Annotated in this window: 22 protein-coding genes; 14 read left to right on the top strand and 8 right to left on the bottom strand. The window is 63.3% G+C overall.

Translation table 11 applies throughout. The features are described 5' to 3' along the window. Nucleotides 1–143 precede the first annotated feature (143 nt). Nucleotides 144–617 (top strand): PaaI family thioesterase, encoded by a 474-nt coding sequence (locus ACZI8Q_RS00775; RefSeq protein ID WP_463371588.1) that lies wholly within the window; start codon nt 144–146, stop codon nt 615–617. 39 nt (nt 618–656) lie between these two features. On the opposite strand, the gene ACZI8Q_RS00770 is transcribed toward ACZI8Q_RS00775, so the two are convergent. Together ACZI8Q_RS00770 and ACZI8Q_RS00765 are read right to left on the bottom strand one after the other, a co-directional pair. Then, a complete protein-coding gene (locus ACZI8Q_RS00770) occupies nt 657–2,051 on the bottom strand; it encodes an NAD(P)/FAD-dependent oxidoreductase (RefSeq protein ID WP_463371587.1) in 1,395 nt (464 codons plus the stop codon). Nucleotides 2,052–2,103: 52 nt separating this feature from the next. Then, the gene (locus ACZI8Q_RS00765; protein ID WP_463371586.1) at nt 2,104–2,274 is read right to left on the bottom strand and encodes an adenylate cyclase; all 171 of its coding nucleotides are present in this window, start codon (nt 2,272–2,274) and stop codon (nt 2,104–2,106) included. A 230-nt stretch (nt 2,275–2,504) separates the two neighbouring features. Here ACZI8Q_RS00765 and ACZI8Q_RS00760 point away from each other — a divergent pair, with 230 nt between their 5' ends. Beyond that, complete coding sequence (locus ACZI8Q_RS00760; protein WP_463371598.1) at nt 2,505–2,951, top strand: L,D-transpeptidase; 447 nt, start codon at nt 2,505–2,507, stop codon at nt 2,949–2,951. 7 nt (nt 2,952–2,958) lie between these two features. Here ACZI8Q_RS00760 and ACZI8Q_RS00755 read toward each other — a convergent pair whose 3' ends face one another. Then, on the bottom strand, nt 2,959–3,219 hold the full coding sequence (locus tag ACZI8Q_RS00755) for a hypothetical protein (RefSeq protein WP_463371585.1): 261 nt from the start codon (nt 3,217–3,219) through the stop codon (nt 2,959–2,961). A gap of 301 nt (nt 3,220–3,520) precedes the next feature. Here ACZI8Q_RS00755 and ACZI8Q_RS00750 point away from each other — a divergent pair, with 301 nt between their 5' ends. From ACZI8Q_RS00750 to ACZI8Q_RS00710, 9 genes are all read left to right on the top strand, one after another. Next, nucleotides 3,521–3,991, top strand: coding sequence for a nuclear transport factor 2 family protein (locus ACZI8Q_RS00750; RefSeq protein ID WP_463371584.1), 471 nt, complete (start codon nt 3,521–3,523; stop codon nt 3,989–3,991). Continuing rightward, nucleotides 3,982–4,755 (top strand): SDR family NAD(P)-dependent oxidoreductase, encoded by a 774-nt coding sequence (locus ACZI8Q_RS00745; RefSeq protein ID WP_463371597.1) that lies wholly within the window; start codon nt 3,982–3,984, stop codon nt 4,753–4,755. Before ACZI8Q_RS00750 ends, ACZI8Q_RS00745 begins: the two co-directional genes overlap by 10 nt. A 451-nt stretch (nt 4,756–5,206) precedes the next feature. Beyond that, entirely contained in the window at nt 5,207–5,911 is a 705-nt protein-coding gene (locus ACZI8Q_RS00740; protein WP_463371583.1) for an ABC transporter ATP-binding protein, read from the top strand. Beyond that, the gene (locus tag ACZI8Q_RS00735) at nt 5,908–8,469 is read left to right on the top strand and encodes an ABC transporter permease (protein ID WP_463371582.1); all 2,562 of its coding nucleotides are present in this window, start codon (nt 5,908–5,910) and stop codon (nt 8,467–8,469) included. The genes ACZI8Q_RS00740 and ACZI8Q_RS00735 overlap by 4 nt, the downstream gene beginning before the upstream one ends. After that, nucleotides 8,466–9,518, top strand: coding sequence for a hypothetical protein (locus tag ACZI8Q_RS00730; RefSeq protein ID WP_463371581.1), 1,053 nt, complete (start codon nt 8,466–8,468; stop codon nt 9,516–9,518). The genes ACZI8Q_RS00735 and ACZI8Q_RS00730 overlap by 4 nt, the downstream gene beginning before the upstream one ends. Nucleotides 9,519–9,667: 149 nt before the next feature. Continuing rightward, the gene (locus ACZI8Q_RS00725) at nt 9,668–10,507 is read left to right on the top strand and encodes an ABC transporter ATP-binding protein (RefSeq protein ID WP_463371580.1); all 840 of its coding nucleotides are present in this window, start codon (nt 9,668–9,670) and stop codon (nt 10,505–10,507) included. Nucleotides 10,508–10,510: 3 nt separating this feature from the next. After that, on the top strand, nt 10,511–11,671 hold the full coding sequence (locus tag ACZI8Q_RS00720) for an ABC transporter permease (RefSeq protein ID WP_463371579.1): 1,161 nt from the start codon (nt 10,511–10,513) through the stop codon (nt 11,669–11,671). Between the two features lie 298 nt (nt 11,672–11,969). Then, the gene (locus tag ACZI8Q_RS00715; protein WP_463371578.1) at nt 11,970–12,611 is read left to right on the top strand and encodes an SAM-dependent methyltransferase; all 642 of its coding nucleotides are present in this window, start codon (nt 11,970–11,972) and stop codon (nt 12,609–12,611) included. 25 nt (nt 12,612–12,636) lie between these two features. Next, nucleotides 12,637–13,122 (top strand): DinB family protein, encoded by a 486-nt coding sequence (locus ACZI8Q_RS00710; protein WP_463371577.1) that lies wholly within the window; start codon nt 12,637–12,639, stop codon nt 13,120–13,122. A gap of 13 nt (nt 13,123–13,135) precedes the next feature. On the opposite strand, the gene ACZI8Q_RS00705 is transcribed toward ACZI8Q_RS00710, so the two are convergent. Then, a complete protein-coding gene (locus tag ACZI8Q_RS00705) occupies nt 13,136–13,714 on the bottom strand; it encodes a helix-turn-helix domain-containing protein (RefSeq protein ID WP_463371576.1) in 579 nt (192 codons plus the stop codon). 66 nt (nt 13,715–13,780) lie between these two features. On the opposite strand from ACZI8Q_RS00705, the gene ACZI8Q_RS00700 reads away from it, so the two are divergent. Together ACZI8Q_RS00700 and ACZI8Q_RS00695 are read left to right on the top strand one after the other, a co-directional pair. Then, nucleotides 13,781–14,839: an alpha/beta fold hydrolase gene (locus ACZI8Q_RS00700; protein WP_463371575.1), complete on the top strand. Its 1,059-nt coding sequence runs from the start codon at nt 13,781–13,783 to the stop codon at nt 14,837–14,839. 224 nt (nt 14,840–15,063) lie between these two features. Further along, nucleotides 15,064–15,570, top strand: a complete 507-nt coding sequence (locus ACZI8Q_RS00695) for a hypothetical protein (RefSeq protein ID WP_463371574.1) — start codon at nt 15,064–15,066, stop codon at nt 15,568–15,570. 114 nt (nt 15,571–15,684) lie between these two features. Here the strand turns inward: ACZI8Q_RS00695 and ACZI8Q_RS00690 are convergent, their stop codons facing one another. Beyond that, nucleotides 15,685–16,020: a hypothetical protein gene (locus tag ACZI8Q_RS00690; protein ID WP_463371573.1), complete on the bottom strand. Its 336-nt coding sequence runs from the start codon at nt 16,018–16,020 to the stop codon at nt 15,685–15,687. A 210-nt stretch (nt 16,021–16,230) separates the two neighbouring features. After that, the gene (locus tag ACZI8Q_RS00685; RefSeq protein ID WP_463371572.1) at nt 16,231–17,466 is read right to left on the bottom strand and encodes a lipid II:glycine glycyltransferase FemX; all 1,236 of its coding nucleotides are present in this window, start codon (nt 17,464–17,466) and stop codon (nt 16,231–16,233) included. A 970-nt stretch (nt 17,467–18,436) separates the two neighbouring features. Here ACZI8Q_RS00685 and ACZI8Q_RS00680 point away from each other — a divergent pair. Beyond that, nucleotides 18,437–19,645, top strand: coding sequence for a TerC family protein (locus tag ACZI8Q_RS00680; RefSeq protein WP_463371571.1), 1,209 nt, complete (start codon nt 18,437–18,439; stop codon nt 19,643–19,645). A 33-nt stretch (nt 19,646–19,678) separates the two neighbouring features. Here the strand turns inward: ACZI8Q_RS00680 and ACZI8Q_RS00675 are convergent, their stop codons facing one another. Together ACZI8Q_RS00675 and ACZI8Q_RS00670 are read right to left on the bottom strand one after the other, a co-directional pair. Then, nucleotides 19,679–20,299 carry a hypothetical protein gene (locus ACZI8Q_RS00675; protein WP_463371570.1) on the bottom strand — a complete coding sequence of 207 codons (621 nt, stop codon included), beginning with the start codon at nt 20,297–20,299 and terminating at the stop codon, nt 19,679–19,681. Nucleotides 20,300–20,382: 83 nt separating this feature from the next. Beyond that, on the bottom strand, nt 20,383–21,603 hold the full coding sequence (locus ACZI8Q_RS00670; protein WP_463371569.1) for a lipase family protein: 1,221 nt from the start codon (nt 21,601–21,603) through the stop codon (nt 20,383–20,385). Between the last annotated feature and the right edge of the window lie 47 nt (nt 21,604–21,650).

Here is a 21,650-nt window from a genome sequence, read left to right as displayed (position 1 = left end):
GTTGCTCTTCCCCGGGCTCCTCCCCGGGGGGCCCCAACCGTTTTTGGGGGGGCCCCCGCCGATTCTTCGTTTCGCAGTGGTGTAGGCAAGTACTACCGACCCGACAGCACCAGCGCCCTGACAACAGCTTCCGAGGAGTCCCCATGGTTGACGGCCCGAATACCTCCACGACCGATAACGGAGGGGGAGTAGACGCCCCGTTCGACCCCGCACTCCTGACGGAACACGCAGCGGTCGGATTCGACGGCCTGATCGGACTCCGTTACACCGAGGTCACCCGCGACCGTGTGCGCGCACAGTGGACGGTGGTGCCCACACTGCACCAACCGGCCGGTATCCAGCATGGTGGCGTGTACTGCTCGGTGGTCGAATCCGTCGCAAGCATTGCCGGTACGGCGTGGCTGGGCGACCGCGGACATGTAGTGGGCGTCAACAACAACACGGACTTCCTGCGCGCCACCCGCGAAGGGACATTGACAGCCGAGGGCACGCCCATTCACCGTGGGCGCACCCAGCAGTTGTGGGCAGTCCAGATCACGGACCAACAGAGCAGGCTCGTGGCGAAGGGGCAGGTCCGCCTCGCCAATATCACCGACACCGCGTCGATCGGTCACTGACCCACCTTCGGCCCGGCCGTGTGCCGGGCCGAAGGAATATCAGCCAGTCGCCTTGTCGGCACTGTCGGGATCCGGCGGCGCGGGTGACGCCGAAGTTCGTGCTTCGTCGCGGCGCTTCTCGTGTTTGTCGATCACGTTTCGTGCGAACACTTGCTGTTCGGTGGACGCCATCTGGGCGCGCCCTCGGCCGAAGAACGTCAGAGTCCACGACAACAGCGTTGAAGCTCGGCTGCGGAACCCCACCAGATAGACAAGGTGGATGGCCAACCATGCGATCCATCCGATGAATCCGGAAATCTCCAGTTTGCCGACTTTGGCGACCGCATTGAACCGCGAGATCGTGGCCATGCTGCCCTTGTCGAAGTACTTGAAGGGCTGGCGATCCTCCGGCCTGGCACCGTCCAACTCCGCCTTGATCTGCTTCGCGGCGTACTTGCCGCCCTGCATGGCAACTTGGGCGAGACCTGGCAGGTTGTCCAGGGACATCATGTCGCCGAGTACGAATACATGAGGGTGCCCCGGCAGGCTCAGATCCGGATTGACCTGCACGCGGCCGGCGCGGTCGACTTCGGTATCCGATTGCTCGGCGAGTTGCTTGCCGAGCGGACTGGCCTGCACGCCGGCCGACCAGACTTTGCACTGGGACTCGATGCGCCGCTGTGTGCCTGTCTTGTCCTTGACGGTGAGCCCGTCTTCGTCGACGTCGACGACCATTGCACCCAACTGGATGTCGACCCCGAGCCCTTCGAGCGTTTCGGCGGCCTTTCTGCTCAGCTTGCCGCCATAGACGGGGAGCACGTCCTCTGCACCGTCGAGGAGGATCACGTGCGCCTCACGCGGGTCGATGTTGCGGAAGGCGCCGGAGAGGGTGTGACGCGAGAGCTCCGCGATCTGGCCGGCAAGCTCCACGCCGGTCGGGCCGGCACCGACGACGACGAACGTCAGTAGGCGGGCCCGCTCTTCCGGGTCGTCCGACACCTCGGCTTGCTCGAACGCCCCGAGGATGCGTCCACGAAGTTCGAGCGCGTCGTCGATGGTCTTCATGCCCGGTGCGAATTCGGCGAAGTGGTCGTTGCCGAAGTAGGACTGGCCGGCGCCGGCTGCGACGATCAGGCTGTCGAAGGGAGTCACGGTCGTCCGGTCGAGAAGTTGCGAAGTGACCGTTTTGGCGTCGAGGTCGATGCTCTCGACTTCTCCCAGCAGAACCTCGGCATTCTTCTGCTTCCGGAGCACCAACCGTGTGGCGGGAGCGATCTCTCCGACGGACAGAATGCCGGTTGCCACTTGGTAGAGCAGCGGCTGAAAAAGGTGATGGGTGGTGCGGGCGATCATCGTCACGTCGACATCGGCCTTCTTCAGCGCTTGTGTACTGAACAAGCCGCCGAACCCGGATCCGATCACCACAACCCGGTGGTGTCCCGAGTGCTCAGTCATTCCATGCTCCTAGAAATCTCTGCGTGGTGTGCGAGGGATGTGCGAGGGACCGTCACTTCCGTATGTCGATGTTCTTACCGCCCGTCATCTTCGACCGTGTCTCCTCCTGGTAGTCGCCCTTGATGGAGAACACGAAGAGGAACGCCACGAGCAGCACGGTCACCAGAACCGTCAGAACTACGACGACATACCCGAATACGACACCGATCTCGGCCCAGTTCATCGAAACAGCCTCCTGTTGAGTATCTGAATCACGGTACTGCGCGAGCCGGATCGTGTCTTGGAGTGCACACATTCGCCGCAGGTGTACCGCGAGTCGACAGCAGTGTGTCGACGGTCATGACGTTAGCGGTAGCGGTCCGGGAGGTTGCGAGCGGACACGAACCACGACGCGTTGACGCGCTGACGGGGTGGGATCGATACTGAGGAAACGGGCGAACCGAGTCGAGTGTGATGATTGTGCGAGTCGAACGGATACTGGCAAAACTCTCGGTGATCGCCGTGTGTCTGCTCGGATCGTGGGCCGTTCTGCCGGCCACGTCCTCCGCGCAGCAAGCCCCTTGCGATGCGAGTGCGCGCGCCTGTCTCGACCTGTCCGCGAATCAGGCGTGGCTCATGGACGCAGGTGTCGTCACCTACGGGCCGGTGCCGGTCACGCACGGTCGCCCCGGCTGGGAGACGCCTCCCGGCACTTTCGAGGTCACCTTCAAAGATGCTGACTTCTGGAGTACCGATTTCGACGCCCCCATGCCGTACTCGGTGTTCTTCAATGGCGGGATCGCCTTCCACGAGGGCTCACTGAACGTCCTGTCCCACGGATGCGTGCACCTCTCCCAGGAGGCCGCTATGACGTTCTTCGACTACCTCCAGCCGGGAGCGGTGGTGCAGGTAGTGCCGTAAGCGGTCGTCACGGTACGTAGAAGGTTGCGAATCCGGGGGTATGAATTCCGTCGTTCGTCAGTACGAAGACGGCCACTCGGCCTGAACCGGTATGGACAGTGGTCTCCGGCGGATGCTCGTACGAATCGTTCACCAGCACTGCCGAACCTGCGGCGCCGCTCGACACGTTGATCCACATGGCGGTCCACGGTCCGCCCAGTGTCGGACAGCCCCACCCGTCTTCGCCCCCGCCCGTGAACTGCACGGTGCCGTCATCTTCTGCTCCCACGATTGCCACACATCGAGTTGGAGGAAAGTCGACACTGCCGTTCGGGTTTCCGTAGGGCGCAGGGGTGACTTGAAACGGAATCGTCGTCGGTGCTGCAACCGCAAATCCGGCAGTCGAACCGGCTGACCCGATGACGACGGCGGTGCAGATAGCGAATCTGGTGGCGACATTCACGGTGATCTCCAGCTGGAAGGGTCCGGCTCGTAGGTGCCAACTCTACAACTCGACTCTCGACCAATTTGCTAGAACGTGTTCTTATTACTGGGCGGACGTGCCGCATAGTCGGACATCAGGAGGACACGTGTCGAGTGACGAGGTCGCAGAGATCCACAAACTCAAGTATCGATATTTGCGGAGCCTCGATTGCCGTAGATGGGACGAGTTCGCGCAGACTCTCACCGAGGACGTGGTCACCGGATACGGGGACAAACTGTCGTTCACTTCTCGTAGCGAGGTGGTGACATTCATGCGCAAGGCGATGGCACCGGGTCTGATCACCGAGCATCGGGTCACCCAGCCGGAGATCACGATCGACGGCGATCGCGCTGTAGGGACCTGGTATCTCTCCGACATGGTGCTGAACCCCGCATCGGGCAGGATTCTGCGCGGCGCCGCATTTTACGACGATGTGTACGTGCGAGGCTCCGACGGCCGCTGGTTGATTGCACGTACCGGGTACTCCCGCACCTACGAATTCACCTACGAGGTGGCCAACCTGCCCGGATTCCACATGAAAACAGACCCTTGGCAGGACGGAAGAGAATCGCTGTGAGTGAAGACTTGGGCGGTAAGGTCGCTGTGATCACCGGCGGCGGGCAAGGGGTCGGCAGGGGCGTGGCTCTCGAGTTCGCTCGCGCCGGTGCGAGATGCTTTCTTGTCGGGCGAACACAGTCGAAGCTCGATACCGTCGCACAGGAAATCGTAGCCGTCACCTCGGCCGACGACGTCGCTGTGTACGAAGCCGACATTGCGGCGGACGGCGCCTGCGAAGCGGCCGTCGACGCGGCGATCGAGCAGTTCGGTGGCATCGACATTCTCGTCAACAACGCGAACGCCGCATTCCCCGTGTCGCTGGACGAATCGGGTGACGGCTTCTTCGATTACGCGCTGAGGACGGGACCGCGTGCCGCGCTGCGATTGATGCGTGCCGTGCATCCGTCGATGGTCGAACGCGGCGGCGGGGTGATCGTGACCATGATCACTGCGGCAGCAGTACGTTGGGATACCTCGGGGTTCGGTGTGTACGCCGCGACCAAGGAAGCGATGCGGGTGTTGACACGCACCGCCGCCAGCGAGTGGGGCCATCAGGGTATTCGTGCTCATTGCGTGGCACCGCATGCGCTGACGCCCGGGATGCAATGGTGGATCGAGAACAATCCGGAGGAAGCGGACGAGTTCATCCGCTCGATCCCCGCGGGCCGCATCGGCGACCCCGAGCTGGATATCGGCCGTGCGGTCGCCTTCCTGGCTTCCGATTCCTCGCGGTACCTCAGTGGTGCGGTGATTCCCCTCGACGGGGGCCAATCACACTGGTGATCACCGACTCGTGGGCCCTTTGTCTGGGGTCGTATTCGGGTCGTGGAAACCCCCGTGCGCCGAGGGTGATCCGCGTTTCGACTGCGACCCCAGGTGGATCCGCTGAAGTCGCGGCATAGCTTGAGTGCGCGAGGCCTTGGCCGCACGTTCGGCCGCCACGTCGCTGCCGGTGCTCAATCCGTTCCTCATCCTTCCAGACGTCGTTGCCCGACGGGACACTTCAGTGGTGGACCCTGGCAGAGAAGGTGGACCCTGGCAGAGAGCTATGCCTCCGATCGCGGAGGCACGGTCCGCTGCGCGTACTGGCGTGTCCGGATCGCCTGACGCCGGGCCACCGTGGGGGACCTCACAGAGAAAAGGTGCGGTCAGACGCCTGCATCGAGAGAACCCGCCACCCCGGTGATGTTAGCCTTTGCTAATCTTACGGAGGCTTGACTTATCGAGGAGTGCCATGGAGCGCGACCACGCACCCGTCGTGGCCACCGGTCTGACGAAGACGTTTGCCGGTGAGTTCGATCCCGTGATTGCGGTGGATGACGCATCGCTGGAGGCACACCAGGGTTCCATCACTGCGATCATGGGCCCGAGCGGTTCGGGGAAGTCGACTCTGTTGCAGATGCTCGCCGGATTGGAAAAGCCGGACCACGGATCGGTTCGGATCGGCGGAATCGAACTGACCTCGCTCCGCGATCGTGCGCTCACCAGGCTACGTCGAGAACGAATCGGCTTCGTCTTCCAATCGTTTCAGTTGTTGCCACAGCTCACTGCCGAGCAGAACATCGTCCTGCCGCTCCGATTCGCCAAGCGCTCGGCGGACCAGGACGAGCTGCGCGAGCTGACAGAACTACTCGGCATCGACGACCGCCTCGATCACCTTCCGGGCCAGCTGTCCGGTGGTCAACAACAACGCGTCGCGGTGGCCCGTGCATTACTGGCGCGACCGGATGTCGTTTTCGCCGATGAACCTACAGGTGCGTTGGACACGCAGTCAGCTGCCGATCTGATGTACCTCTTCGAGAGAGCATGTTACGAGCGGGGGCAGACATTCGTGATCGTCACCCATGACGAGCGGATTTCCGACCGCGCCGATGCGGTATTCCGGATGGATGCAGGTCGGCTCACCGACTTCACCAACGCACGGGTCGTGCACACGTGAGTCTTCCACCGACCGTCGCGTTGGCTGTCCAGGAGCTGCGCACGGCCCGACGACTGCGGGCTCTGCTGATCGCAATCGCACTCGGCTCCACTCTCGTCGTCGCGACCTCGGTGCTCGGCGCCACCATGCAACACCAGGTGACTTCTGGTGCCGGTGTGGAATACGAGCACACCGATCTGGTTGTCCGCAGCGAGCAAGGTTCCGGAGTCGGTGTCAATCGTGCGACGACGAGCGGCAGCAGTATTACCGACGACGATGTCGCACAGATGACGCAGATCCCTGGTGTCGCCGCGGCCGCACCAGTTGTGCGGGTTCGAGCAGCGCTGTCGACCGAGGACGACGTGCGCTCGGTTCTCCTGGAATCGTTGCCCGCAGACGACTTCGCATGGCAGACGCTGGCGGACGGGCGCTTCCCAGAAAGTGACGCCGAAGTTGCACTGAGCGGTCACACACTGGACGAACTCGGTCTACAGACAGGTGATCGAATCGCGCTCGGATCCGACGATGCCGGCACCGCCGTCTTCACCATCGTCGGTGAAGTCGATGTGAACGGCTCGCTGCAATACCAGGCACTGGCATACGGGATCGTGACCGAAAAGATCGCACGTGTGCTGGCGGGAATCGAGGGGTTCAACGAGGTACAGCTGCAGCTTGCGCCGGACGCCGATTCCAGGGCAGTGATCGACGAGATCAACGCGTCGGTTCCCGTGGGGTGGCCACAGTCGACCACCGACATCATCTCCGCTACGAAGCAGCTGTACGGATCAGGGCTGAGTGTCCTGTCCGGAATGCTCTACGGATTCGCACTGCTCGCGGCGCTGATCGCGTTGATCGTCCTCACCACGGTCGTGTGGGCCTCGCTGCCCGGCCGTAGGCGGGCACTGGCTCTCCTACGGACAATAGGCGCCACCCGAGGACAGCTGATGACGATAGTGACTCTCGAAACTGGCGTGGTCGCATTGCTGGGCGGGCTCATCGCCGTTCCGCTCGGCGCTGTGATCGGGGTGCTGATGGTGCCGCTGATGGGCTACATACCCGGTGTACCCGAGATGTCCTGGGACATGGTTCGACTTCCGTTTCAGACCTTCGCTCTGGTTCCTGTCGTCGCAACGATCGGCGGAGTTCTCGCGGCCATAGTTCCGTCTATCGCCGTCGCGAGGGTTGCACCCGCAGTGGCGATTCGTACCGTTGTCAACCCGGCAAAACCGCGCACTGTGCTGTCGGTATTGCTGGTGCTCGCCGTGGCGGTCCTGTTGGTGTTGCTGCCCGTAACTGCATACGACGGGTACCCGCTGCTTACGGCAACGATCGGGCTGGCACTCGCCGTCGCCTGGATCGGGGCCACACCGGTGGTCTGCCGCGCTGCAGCAACCATCGCGGCACGATTTGCCGGACGCAAGCACGCCGTGGCGGAGCTGACCGCTATTCAACTGCGCCGATTCCCCGGACGTGCCGCCGCCGCCGGGTTGGGGGCGACGCTCGCCGCGGCAATTCTCGCCGTGAGCTGGGTGACGCTCAGCTCGATATCGGCTACGACCGCTGCGCGCGCCTCGCACGAGCTGGGACCCGACGTGATGGTCGGGGCATACGCGGGCGGTCCAGCGCTGTCGTCTGACACGGTCGATCGGTTCACGGATCTGCCGGCCGTGTCGGATGTGCTGACCATCGACAGTGCCAGTGCCACCCTGGTCGGACCGCGGCCGGAATCCGCCACGCCCGGACCGAAGGAAACGAGGGTCAGCGGCAGTATCACCGCACTCGATGCCGACGCACTTGCCGACGTGACCGGCGGTAGGTTCCCGCTGACCACCCTCGAAGACGGGATCGCTTACATGCCGTCGTCGAAGTTGCCGCCGTTCCCCGCCGACTCCGAGGTGCGCTTGACAGGTCCGTCAGGGGAAAGCCTCCTCCGGGTGCGGTACGTCGACAACTTGCCATTCCAAGCGTTGGTGACACCGGCAACCCTCGACGCGATCGGAGCGAAAGGCGAACCACATGCGCTCTGGGTTGCGCTCAGCCCGGACGTGGACCGTCAGGAAGCCCTGGAAACGATCCAGGCGGTCGCGGTGACTTCCGGCAACCTACCGGTGTCGGGCGCGGCGATAGCTCAAGCCCGCGTCGACGGCATGATAGACCTCGCGCGCGGACTGGCGACCGGCATGCTCGCGATCAGCGTGCTGATCGCGGCGATAGGTGCAGCTTTGACGATTGCCACCACAACCAAGGAGCGCAGCGCCGAATTCGCCACGTTCCGCCTATTGGGACTCGACGCGCAGGGACTGCGCCGGTTGGTTGCCGGGGAAACGTGGACGATCGGCGCAATAAGCATCGCTACCGGGCTGGTTCTCGGCACTGTCCTCGGCTGTGCCGCGACCATCTGCGCCGCCGTGGCACTGAACATAGCGCCAGTGTTGCAAGTTCCGTTGTTACCACTGGTTCTTCTGGGTTCGATCACGCTGGTAGTACTCAGGTTGGCGACCACTGGACCACTTGACCGTGTTTCGTTGACCGCACCCGCTCGAGCACTGCGGGATGCATCGACAGGAGGACAACGATGAGGAATCGAGCCAAGGGCACCAGTCGCCGGTGGGGCGCCCTGGTCGGCGTGTTGGCGATCGGCGCTTCTCTGACGGGGTTCGTGACACCGGGTAGTGCGCAGGCGGAGTCGCGGCGTGCTCAGTTGACGTATACGTGTCAGGTGATTGTTGTGGAGAATCCGTCGCCGCCGGCGAATATCGATATCACGGCTTCGTTGCAGATGAATCTTCCCGATCAGGTCGAGCCGGGTCAGACGTTGAATCTGACGGGTACGTTCTCGGTGCAGATTCCGGCGCAGATGAGCGCTTTGCTCGGTGCGTATTTCCCGTCTATTCAGGCTGTGTCGGACAGTCTCACGGTCCCGGTCACTGTCGGTGGGAACACGACTCGGCTTGCGCTTTCGCGGTTCGATACCGGTGTGGTGGATTCGCGGGCGTTGCCGCTTGTGTTGAGTGGCAATGTCAGCGCGGAGCCGTTCGTGGTTCCCGCTGGTGCCAGTGGGGACGTCACGGTGAGTATGCCTGCCAATGACAGTGTTCCGTCGAATATCGGTTCCGGTGGCAATGTTGCGTTCACCGGCAAGATGGTGGCGACCGGGGGCCTTGTTCCTGGCTATGACAAGGGCACCGATCTGTTTGCGTGCACGTCCGCGGCGGGAGCGGACCGTACTGTCGGCACGATTCCGATCAGTGCTCCGGCACCGGCGGCGCCTGCTGCTCTGGCGGCTCCTGCTCAGTCTGGTGGTGCGGTGCCCGCTGCGCCGGCAGCAGCACCAGCACTAGCTCCCGCACCGGCACCAGCTCCGGGTGCTCCCGCGCAACCCGCACCGGCTGGGACAGCGGCAGTTCCGGCAACACCGCAGCCTGCAGCCGAGGGTGTGGTCACCGCAGATCAGGCACGAACTGTACCTGCAGGCATGGCCGCCAACGTGACGGAGTCTTCCGACGACATCCAAATACCACTCAGCTGGATCGGGTGGGGGTTGCTTGCCGTCGTCATTCCGGCACTGCTGTTTGCTCTCTGGTCCGAACGCCGATTGCGGGTGCTGCGCTCCGCCAGTAAGTGGTGACTTCCTGCCTTCTCTCGGACGAGTTGGCTCGGTTCTCCGGTGCTGGCCGACCGGATTCTGTAGGAGCACAACGCCAGCGCCACACCGTCGTGACCGGGCCATTCTCCATGTCAGAGGTCGTGTCGGGGTGGGTCGGCTAAGGTCGCGGCATGGAAATGACCGCTCGCGGCCTGACGCGTACGTTCGGTCGCCGCACGGCCGTCGCACATGCGGACGTGACCTTGAAGCCCGGCGCCATTACGGGCCTGGTCGGCCCGAACGGCGCAGGCAAGACCACTCTGCTTCTGATGCTGGCCGGGCTGCTCCAACACGACGCAGGTTCCATCACCCTCGACGGTCGAAGGGTGGAGCCGACGCAGCTGCGTGCGTCGACGGGGTGGATGCCGGACGTCTTCGGTACCTGGGACAGCCTGACCGCAACCGAGATTCTGACCACGTTCGGGCGGTTGCACGGACTGTCGACGGAAGCGGCGCGCATCCGGGCCACCGAACTTCTCGCCATGGTTCATCTGTCCGAGTTGGCTGATCGGCCCGCTCACGAACTGTCTCGGGGGCAGAAACAACGGTTGGGTTTCGCGCGAGCTCTGGTGAATCGACCACGCGTGCTGTTGCTCGACGAACCGGCTTCCGGGATGGATCCTCGCTCACGCCGTGAGTTGCGGGATCAGTTGCGAGTGTTGGCCGACGGGGGATGCGCGGTCCTCATCTCGTCCCATATCCTCACTGAACTCTCGGAGATGGTCGACGACGTGGTCATCATGACGGCAGGGCGCACCCGTGATTCCGATCGACCCAATGGGCATGTGTGGCGGGTGCGGGAGGCAGGTCAATCCGCAGCCTCCGCGAAGACGTTGACCTTCGCCGACGAGGAAACCGCCGCGCAGCATTTGGGTGAGCTCGTCGCCGCCGGTTCCCGCATTGCCGAATTCTCGCGCATCGACTCCGAACTCGAAGACGCCTATCTCGCCTTGGACGCGGAGAGGACCTGACCCGTGACCCGCACAGTGCACGACCGCGTCGAGACCCAATCAACGCCCAGAGGTCAGAAGCTACGTGAGTGGTGGTCCATCGTCGGGGTCCTCGTCGGCCTGGAACTACGCCAACGTCTGCGCACTACGAGATGGAAGATCACGCTGGGGATCGTCTTCGTGGTGCTGTCTCTGTTCGTCTTCGGGTCGATGTACCTGGCGATGGGCCCCGGTAGTTCCAGCTATCGCGACTGGGCGCAGAACCTGTACGCGATCGTCATCGCCGTGGAACTGTTCTTCGGGATCGTGCTGGCGCCCACTCTGAGCGCCACCGCCATCAACGGTGATCGCAAGGACGCCACCCTCGCCGTTGTGCAGGCCACGCCCATCAGCAACTGGCAGTTGGCGATCGGAAAGCTGATCGGCAACTGGGTGTCGTGCCTGGTGTTGGTCGTGGCGGCATCGCCGTATTTGATCTGGGGGATCGTCGCAGCCCCGTACGGGATCGGTCTCGGACTGCTCGGGGTAGTGGTCCTGTGCCTGCTGTTTGCGTGCTATTGCGGTCTCGGACTAGGGTTCTCCGCACTAACGGCCAGGCCCGCCGGTTCGGCGGTGCTCACGCAGGCAACCGTGTTCTTCCTGATCCTGGGCTTGCCGGCGCTGTTCGGACTGCTGTATCCGACAGTTGCGCAAGACCATCGGGTTCTTCGGGCGGATTACACCTACGACTACTACGCGGACGAGCCGATGCCGATGCAGGAGCCCGACTGCCAGGACGTCGAGAGACTCGAGGAGTTCATTCACACCGAACGAATCTGGTGGCTGCTGGCACCCAACCCGTTCCTCATCCTTCCCGATGCCGTGGTGCGGCGGGATGTGACCGGAGTAGACACCTGGCACACGGCGTTGGCGCCGATCGCAGCGTCGATGTCCACGGCAAGGATGGGTCCGTACGTCGACGCGCCGACCTGCAGCGATGGCCGCACCTTCTATACCTCCGATGGTGAAAGGCACCGCAGCCAGTACTACGTGGCCAAGGAAGCGCACGAGAATGCCCGAATCGGCCACAGTTGGTACGTCGGCTTGCTGGTCAACATGGCTTTCGGTGGCGCCGGTCTGGTCATCGCAGCACGTCGTCTGCGGGTTCCTGCCGGCAGGCTTCCGAAGGGTGTGCGGATCGCCTGACCGGTTGTCCTGGAAGGACAGCATCTCGAATCGAAGGAGCCCTATGGAGATCGACATTTCGAGGGGGCTGTGACCTCGCGCGGTTCATTCGATCCCGGGGGAGTCAAGGGCGTTCGACAAGAAGGGTCTCGCACGGTTGCTCGTTGCGTGAGAACAGGTTCTGAGAGATGCGACCCCGATTCAGCCTGCGAGCGCAGCGCTCGGAATCTCCGGCATCAACAGTTCGTTCAGGTGCGCACCGCTTGCCGATCGGCAACATCGTGTGCAGCTGCGCTGACGGGGTGCGCATACTGCGGGCATGGACACCACACGATCCGAAGCCGAGCTGTTCTGGGACGAGATCTACGGCACCGAGGGGCGAGCGTGGGGAGAGCGCGTCAACCCCCTGCTGGTCGAGACCGTCGAACCGCTGCGTCCCGGTGTCGCCCTTGACCTGGGCTGCGGGACCGGCGGTGACACCGTCTGGCTTGTTCGGCGCGGCTGGCAGGTGACCGCAGTGGACATCTCTACCGTCGCTGTGGAACGCGTCCGGCAGTGCGTCCGCGACCTCGGCATCGCGGACCGCGTCGTCACCGAGCAGCACGATCTGAGTCGGTCCTTCCCCGCCGGGACATTCGACCTGGTGTCCGCGCAGTACTTCCATACGCCGTTCGCGCTGCCGCGGAGGCAGGTGCTGCGCACCGCCGCTCGATCGCTGCAGGTGGGTGGGTTGCTCGTGATCGTCGATCACGGCTCCACCGCCCCCTGGTCATGGAATCAGGATCCCGACGAGCGCCACTCCACACCCGCCGAGATCGCGGCGGACCTGGATCTCGCAACCGACCAGTGGCAGGTCGTCCGTTCGGATATGCCCCGGCGACCGGCCACCGGCCCCGGCGGGCAGGTCGCCACCGTCACCGACACGGTGCTGGTCCTACGCCGGATCACCGGCGCCGTGTGACCGCCTGAACCACGAGAGGAGCACCATGATGACCCACGCGAAGACCGACACGGGGAGGCCGCGGACCGGCAACGACGAAAAGGATGTTCTCTTGGGCCGCCTGAACTATCTCCGCACCGCGATCGCGGCGAAGGCTGAGGGCGTGCCGGAGCCTAAGGTGCGCACGCCGGGCGTGTCCTCGGGCACGAGCCTGCTGGGACTGGTCAAACACTTGGCTTGTGTCGAACGGTTCTACTTCCTGGGCGTCGAGGTCGACGACTGGGAGGCATCCCTGTGTCCGGCTCCCACCGAGACGGCCAGGGGGATACTCGCCGACTACCGGTCGGCTGTCGAGGAGTCGAACGCCGTCGTCGCAGCGTGCGGCGATCTAGCTCTCGCTGCCCCCCGGCGCCCTCGACGATCGGCCGTGTCGATGCGGTGGGTCCTGGTGCACATGATCGAGGAGACCGGCAGGCACGCCGGCCATGCCGACATACTTCGTGAACTGATCGACGGCCCCACCGGACGCTGAAGAGATCGACCGGTCAGCGGTTGACTGCTGTCAGGTGGGCGTGTTCGCCCTGCGGGCCGACGAGCATGAGTACCTCTGCCGGTTGGTCGTCGATGCTGCCGATCCAGTGCGGTACGCGCGTGTCGAACTCGGCTGCCTCGCCCGGACCGAGCCGGAGGTCCCGCTCGCCCAGCACCAGTCGGACTGCCCCGTTCAGTACGTAGAACCACTCGTAGCCGTCATGAGTCTGCTGGGACGACTGGGGCGAGCGGCCCACGGGCGGGTAGATGACCTTGAATGCCTGTACGCCCCCGGCCCTTCGGGTGAGAGGCACGAAGACCAGGCCGTGGCGTCGCACCGGCCGCAGATGGATGCGGGGGTCGCCGGTCAAAGGCGCCTGGACGAGATCATCGAGTGGTACGCCATGGGCCCGCGCCAGCGGGAGGAGCTGTTCCAACGTCGGGCGCAGACGCCCGTTCTCGAGCCGGGACAACGTGCTCGACGTCAGCCCGGTCTCCTCGGCCAACTCGGCCAGCGTCGTTCCCCGCGCCTGCCGCAGCTTCCGTAGCCGCGGCCCGACCCCCTCCAACACGTCCCGCTCGATCGATCCCATGCTCGCAATAGTGCAGATCCGCAATGATTCTTGCAAGTTCGCCATTTGGTGGCCGACTCTCAGGTCATGATCACGAACGAGAACGGATACCGGGTCCGGGGCCGCTGGGTCCGTGGCGCGACGGGCGTCCTGGCGGCTCTGCTCCTGACATCCGCGTGCTCCCTGATGCCGATACCCACCACCGTCACGGCGCCCCATCCCGTCACGACACAGAGCGCGACCGCGCCGTTCGATGCCGCCACCAGGCACGATAGCGCGTTCAACCAGCGGTTCCGTCACAAGTTCGCCGACGTCGACGGGATACGTATGCACTACGTCACCGGTGGCAGTGGCCCGGCGTTGGTGTTGCTGCACGGATGGCCGCAGTCCTGGTACGAGTGGCGTGCCATCATGCCGGCGCTCGCCGAGCACTACACCGTCTACGCGGTGGACCTGCCGGGCCTGGGCGACTCCGAGGGAGTACCGTCGAGCTACGACAAGGCAACTCTCGCCCGGTATGTCCACGGCCTCATCGGCGAACAGCTCGGGCTGCGCGACATCCGTCTTGTCGCACACGATTTGGGTGCCGGCGTGGGATTCCAGTACGCCGTTCAGTACCCGCACGAGGTCAATCGGTACGCCCACCTCGACTACCCCCTGCCTGGTCCCGGTCTCAGCGCCACCGCGTACCGCACCCTGAGCTGGCACATCGCGTTCAACCAGCAACCCCGGATTCCGGAGACTGTCGTGCATGACGACGTGCGAGACTTCCTCGCACTGTTCTACCCGCAGGTGGCCTTCGGTGGTAGCGCCTTCGGCGGGACCAGGACGACATCCCCGATTCCCGACACCGCGATCGACGAGTACGCCCGCACCTACAGCCGTCCGCAGGTCCTGCATGGCGGGTTCGAGCTCTACCGCACCCTGGGACAGGACGAGCGAGACAACACGGCCGCCGCGCCGATCACCATGCCGACGATGCTCATGACCGCACAAGGATCACTTGCGGCCTTCCTGTCGATCAACGGGCCGCTGATGGCGAACCTGACACGCACCGTCGAGGTACCCCAGGCCGGGCACTGGTTGGTCGAGGAAAACCCCACATTCGTCACGGCCGAGCTGCTCACATTCCTCGCCGACGGATGATGTCGTGGTGGAAGGTCTTGATATGGGGTTTCCGCGGTGCGGGTGCTGCCAGAAGGTTTGCGCGTTCTTTCGGGACACGCTGGGTTTGGGCTGGGTCGATGCCGACGGTGGCTGGCCGCCATACGCCTGCGCGACGGCAGTGAGCTCGGGATCTACGAACCGCGGAATCCGTCGCCACACTGACTTCCGTGTAATGACGGGGTGAGTGGCTGCGATGACCAAATATGCAACCGACCACACGTCAGCACGCACACCGCAACTCACGTGGCATACCCCGTCTGCTCGTAGTCATCGCCGGTGCACTTGCGGTGACGCTCGGGCTCGTCGCACCTGCCAGTGCCGACGACACGTCGACACGGTTTTCGCCGACCTTCACAGTAGTCCCAGGAGGATTGTGTGGTGCGGTGATCGACGCAACCAAGCTTCCTCAGGAACATCCCGGCCAGTTCAGCATCGAAGCGTCGATCACCCGGATCGGCGTGGGCTGTGGACCTTTCCGGCTCTACGTCCGCTGGCGAAACCTGGACACCGGCCTCACCGGCGGACAGAGCAATCCCGTGGATGCCAACGGCCACATCGGTGGTGCATCCGACGGCGTGATCACAGGCCTCGGATTCGGTCCCGGCGCGGGGAGGGTAGAGGCCTGGATCGACACAGGTTCTGCCGACTACTACCCAGACGAGCCGATGATTCCGCACATTTCAGGTAGGGCGACGTTCACCCTGAACTGACTTCTGACGAACCGAGCGCAGTGGCGGTTCTGGCGCATTCATTCTCACCGACCGATGGCCCCGAAGGCACCCGTCCACGAGATCTTCTCACCGGCGGAAGGAGTGCCCGGAGCGTCACCACACCAGCGTTCGACCCTCCACCTGGACTCTTCCGTAGAAGCGTTTCGTGATGTCGTGGCCGTCGTGGTTGTAGCTGTTCATCAGCTCGGCGAGTTCGTCGGCCAGTGCTTGAAGTGCGGGGGAGACAACGTCGATTCCGCGCTCGTGTGTCCAGCCCCAGGTTCTCGGCACGGAGCTGATCGTCACGACGATGCCGGCATCGTAGGGCGCGCCGACTTCGTACCGAATCTCGGAGGGAGCATCGCCGATCGGATCCGCAGTTGCGAGACCGCCGGGGTCATCGCTGGTAGAGAATGCAGCTCGGGCAACAGAAATGTCCTCGCGAATCATGTCAACGATTCGCGCAAGGCCTGCATGGCGCCCGATTCGACTGTGTCGTGAACCGTAGTTTCGGCCGCCAACGATTGGGCGTGACTTTTCGAGAATGCGATTCAGCATTCTCTGTGCGGCTTCCCGTTCGCCGGCCCCTGTGCGCGGGTGTTCGATCAGTGTGCGGAGTCGAGCGATCCGAAGAGTTGGGTTGCTGACCACGTGCGAATGCTATCGCGAGGATCCGCGACGCAGCCATACGTGGTCCGGGTTCGGGCGCACCTGCCGGCCACGCATGCGATTGACCGCCGCCGATTGGTCGAACCGCTGCGCGTTGATCTCGAGCTGCCGCATCAACCAGGCACGCCGAGGCCGCACCGCAATCTGATAGGCACCCAGGTAGTCCGTGATGTCGTCGCTGAATGCGGTCTTGAATTGCCCAACGCCTTGGCGCGGATGCGATGGGTCTCCGATGGTTGCCGACGACGGTGTCCCGTCGAGGTCGTAACGTTCACACCCTTGCTCGCGGGCCCACTGCATGATGTCCCACTGCAGGGCATACGACGCCCGGCTTCCACCCAGCCCGCAGAGAGTGGGGTCTCCTGGGCGTTGTCGAACCGACCCCGCACCCAGATACAGCGCAGTCTTGCCGAACGTCGCGACGAATGCGCCGACAACGATTTCGCCTTCGTGTCGTGCCAGGAACAGTTGGCCTTGCCCCGACGACTCGTACCGCTGGAATACGGCAGTGGACGTCTCGAGCGTGGGGATGTTGAACCGGCCCCCGCTGGTCGCGTCGAGCATCTCGTACAGCACTCGGCAGTTCTCCGCCGTGGCCGGGACACGGTCCACAGTCGCACCTTCCCGGAACGCGCGCTTGATCGACTTTCGAGCCCGCTTCTTGAATCGGTACAGCACGTCCTCTTCGGAACCCGTCAGATCCACGATGACAGTGCTGTCGTCGAGCCAGGTCGGTACACGCACCAACCCGTTCTCACGCAGCAATTGGTTGTGCTCCGGATCTGCCAGCAACTGGGTACGCAGGCGGACCGCGGTGATCCCGTGATCGCCGGCGAACGCTGCTACGGCACGAGCCGAACGGATCAACTCGTCGATGTCGAGGACTGGGGGACCGAACAGCACCCACAGTGGCCCGGTAAGCGGTACGTCGACCCTGAACGTCGTAACGGCATCGCCGTCGACCATCAGGTAAACCGGCGTTGCCCCTTGCTGGGCCATGCCGTCGATGTTCGCGGTGCAGCGGTAGACGGTGCCCTCATCGGGACTCTGCAAAAGCAATTCGTCCCACCGTTGGATCTCCTCGTCTACGGCGAAACGAATCTGCGGGGGCTGAGCTGCTGTTGGTGTGGGAAGGGCAGACCCGCGACGTCCCGAATCTCGCTCGAGCTTGTAGGAAAGACCGTGCGCGGAACGGTCCGTGCTGCTCCGCAAACCAACATCCTCCATGCCCAGCTCCTCATCGTTCTTGTGAATCGCCCAGGCGAGTTCAGACATCTGCGTCCCAGAACGCCGCAGAGTTCTGAGTTTCGGTAGACACTGTAATGGAAGGTGTATCGAATGTCCGATTCCGGCCTTGATGCATTGGAAGCTATGAAATCCGGTGTGGAGCTCGAGAAGCGGCACCGCGATCAGATGTCACGTGACGTAAAGGCGGCAAGGGGTAGCGGCGATGCCGGACTGCGGGAGACCGGCAATCAAGTGCATCGAAGGTCGAGCCGGTCATGTGCAGCAAGGGGATTCGTCGAACTGGTCGAACCGCTGCGCAGGCCGTGTGCTGCGGCGGCCCGACACGAGACGTGCCCCTGTCGGGCAACGCGGCAGGAAGTCTTGATCCCGCCGCCGGTGTTGGGCTGCGGGGGGTCAGGCTGGTCAGATCCCGAAGGCAAGTTGACATAATGTCGATTATCGGCATTCTCTGTACCTGGAAAAACGGTGACTTCCGTTCCATATACACGCGTGAAGCCCCATGGCTCTATCCGCTCGCAGCTCGCCGGCGGGCCCACTGGCGTTCGGTGCCTCGTGTGACATCTGGGTATTGTGCGCACCGCCTGACAAAGCGTCGCGATGACATCTGTGACGAATCAGCTGCCGTGGTCCGCTGGTTCGAGGACGATTCGACCGAATATTATGCAGCACGGCGCATTCCTCGCTGCTGAGGCCACATTCATGCCACTTCCCCACCTCCGCGCATGCAGGCCTATTACGTCACAGTGACGCAATAGTGTTGGCAGGGTGACGCCACTCGCTGAAGTGTCAGTCGATTCGAACGACTATCCAGTCCGGTTCCAGAGTCCCACCGCCGTGTTGACAAGGCGGCCAGCGGTGTCGGTCGACTACGCTTGGTGCGCGCTGGTACGCAAGGCCGCGCGAATGGATCACCCCCAATCGCGCTACTCCGAACGGAAAGCAGACCCCGATGACAGTTTCACCCGCCATATGGGCTTTGACGATCGTCGCAATCGTAGGCCTTCTGGCATTCGACTATTTCTTCCACGTACGCAAGGCGCATGTGCCGACCCTGAAGGAAGCGGCCATCTGGTCGTCGATATACGTCGGAATCGCCTTGATCTTCGGCCTTCTGGTGCTCTGGTTCGGTGGCGTCGACATGGGGTCCGAATACTTCGCGGGCTACATCACGGAGAAGGCGCTTTCCGTCGACAATCTGTTCGTCTTCCTGATCATCATGGCGAGCTTCAATGTGCCCCGTGAGGATCAGCAGAAGGTCCTGCTGTTCGGCATCGTATTCGCACTGATCACCCGCACCGGTTTCATCTTCATGGGCGCCGCGCTGATCAACAGCTTTGCCTGGGTGTTCTACATCTTCGGTTTGATCCTGTTGCTGACGGCCGGCAACATGCTCCGTCCCGAAACAGAGGACTCTCATTCCGCAGACAACTTCATCATTCGAATCGCGAAGAAGGTCTTTCACACCACCGACTATTACGACGGTGACAAACTCTTCACCATCCAGAACGGCAAGCGCGCGCTCACGCCGATGCTCCTGGTGATGGTGGCCATCGGCGGTACGGACATCCTGTTCGCCCTCGATTCCATTCCGGCGATCTTCGGTTTGACGCAGAACGTCTTCATCGTGTTCACGGCAACGGCGTTCTCTTTGATGGGTCTACGTCAGCTCTACTTCCTGCTCGACGGCCTGCTCGATCGACTGATCTACCTGTCCTTCGGCCTGGCCGCGATCCTCGGGTTCATCGGTGTGAAGCTCATCCTGCACGCGTTGCACGAGAACAATCTGCCCTTCGTCAACGACGGAGAACCGGTGAACGTCGTCGAGGTCAGTACCGGGCTCTCACTGACGGTCATCCTGGGCATACTCGTCGTTACGGTCATTGCGTCCTTGGTCAGCCCCGCTGGCAAGGCGCAATCGGCAATTGGTAATGCACGGCGACATGCCTCCCAGTACGTAGACCTCGACTACACAGCCGACGCGGACGAACGCGAACGAATCTATCAAGCGTTGAGGGGTGAAGAGGAGAAGGTGAAGGCGCTCGGGCCGAAGTACCGGAAAAAGGCGCGCGAGCAAGACGAGCTGATGGACCTCATCCGCAAAGCGCACGCACAGCACGAGTCGTTCTTGAAGGGCGAACCTCCCGCCAAAGCGCCTTGAACGGCGAGTCAGCGCACGGATTGCGAATCGAGTTCACCGGTCCCCGGCATGCAACGCTCGCAGTCTGGACTTCAGGGAACTCGGTAGGAACCGCTCCCCTCGCTTCGAGGTAGGTGTCGACGGACCGCGGACCACCATCTCGTTTCCCGTCAACGTGTAGGAGGCTCCCGTAACCTGGCTGGCAGCTGCCGAGCCGGCCAGGTAGGCGATCACATCGCATGCGTCGCGCTCGGATACGCCGTCGCCGAGAACGACCGAGTTCACGCTGATTCCGACCTCCGACACCTCGGCTGCCAAGGCGCCTGTCAGAGTGCCGATGTCGATGTCGTCGGACACGACGATCACGATTCGGCCTCCGCGTCCGCTCTCGGACATGCGCCGCATGGCGGGCTGCAGACACCGCAAGACATGTTCGACCTCCGAGGCCGGGCCGGTCATCTCCTGTTCGTCCTCGCGCCGTATGAGGTTCCTATGCGGTTTGCGAGGCAGGGTCACCAACGCATCGAAGCTGGTGAGTGTGGCGGCGATCGAATCGATCTCGGAGGAACGAACCGTTCGTCGTACATCTATTCCGACCCGATCGAGCGCACTGACCGTTTCGTGACAGATCGCAGATTCGGGGCCGGTCACGATGGCGGTGTCCGATCGGTACATGCTTCGGAATACCCCTCACGTAGAGCTACCAAACGGGCGGGACGAACGTTGCCACGTCCGTCCCGCCCGTCTCGAAATCTGGATCAGCAGTTCGACGGCGCTGGCACACCGCGGAACCGTGCGTCGAGATAATCGAGTGCCTGGGGTGCACCCAGTGCGGCCGCCGACAGATGATCTGGGGAGGGGATCAGCACAGACTGCACGGTTGCGCCGGCCTCGCAGTATCGGCGAATCGTGTTCTCGATCGAGTCCACCGGAATCAGAGCGTCCGTCGGGCTGTGCCATTCGAAGATGGGTGCCGTCGGCACGCCGGGGTACAACTCGACGCTGTTCTCGTCGAGTACCGACCATGCTTGCTCGGAGCTCATCATGTCGGTGGTCTTGGCGATCTGTGCTGCACTCTTGCCTGCGCCGGCCGTCAGGAGCCCGTTGGTGCAGGCATTGGCCACCTGGTTCCGCAACCGCAGGCCCTCTTCGTTGAGCTGTTCACTGATGGGTAGCCGCTCGGGGTACTCGCGTTCGAGCCCGATCGCGGCGGCCAGAGCGAGACCGAACGCCGGATGAGGCTGCAGGCTGAGGGCATTGGCCATCTTGCCGATGTTCATTGGCACGCCGCCTTCCGCAACTCCGACGATGTTCAGATCGGGGGCGTATTCGGGTGCCAACGCGGCGGCCCAGGCGGTCGCCATGCCGCCACCGGAATACCCGGCCATACCGACAGGACTGTTGGCCAGTCCCAGGTGCGGAACCTGTTGGACGGCACGAATTCCGTCGAGTGTGATGTAACCGCCGAGCTTCGCGGCCCCGTAGGCTGCCGTCGGTCCCAGATGATCGGGCAACGCGACGGTCCATCCACGCTGAAGCGCCACGTTGAGCGCGGGGGCTTCGCGGATCATCAGGTCGGGGTCCGTGGTGTACAGGGTCCGAGACGGCGAGCAACGCGGGCTCAGCGCATTGATGATGTGCTGGTACGACAGCAATGGACCGTCTGCCCGGCGATTGTGCGGAACCAGCACCGTTGTGGTGGCGGCAATCGGTTCGAGCTGTGAATTGGTCGAGCGAAACTTCACCTGCCACACGTCGGTCGCCGGGAACGCCGCGATCGGCGGCATGGGCCGGACGTCGAGAGGGTCCCCCACTTCCACATCGTTGACGGCTGCGGACTGTGCGTAGAACGGATCGGTGGCGGCCACGGGATAGATCGGAACTGCGGCCGCTGTGGGTGCCCCCAGCGCAACGGACCCGGCTGCCATGAGCGTGCAGATCGCAGCGACGGACAGTCGCCTGGTAGCAGAGCGGTTCATTCGCCCCCCTCATTTCTGGTCAGAAGTCGTTCACGAACGCAAGGTGT

The sequence above is a fragment of the Rhodococcus quanlei genome, from assembly GCF_055231015.1.
The sequence above is the reverse complement of the archived record's forward strand: the minus strand, read 5'-3'. Positions and strand labels throughout refer to the sequence as shown.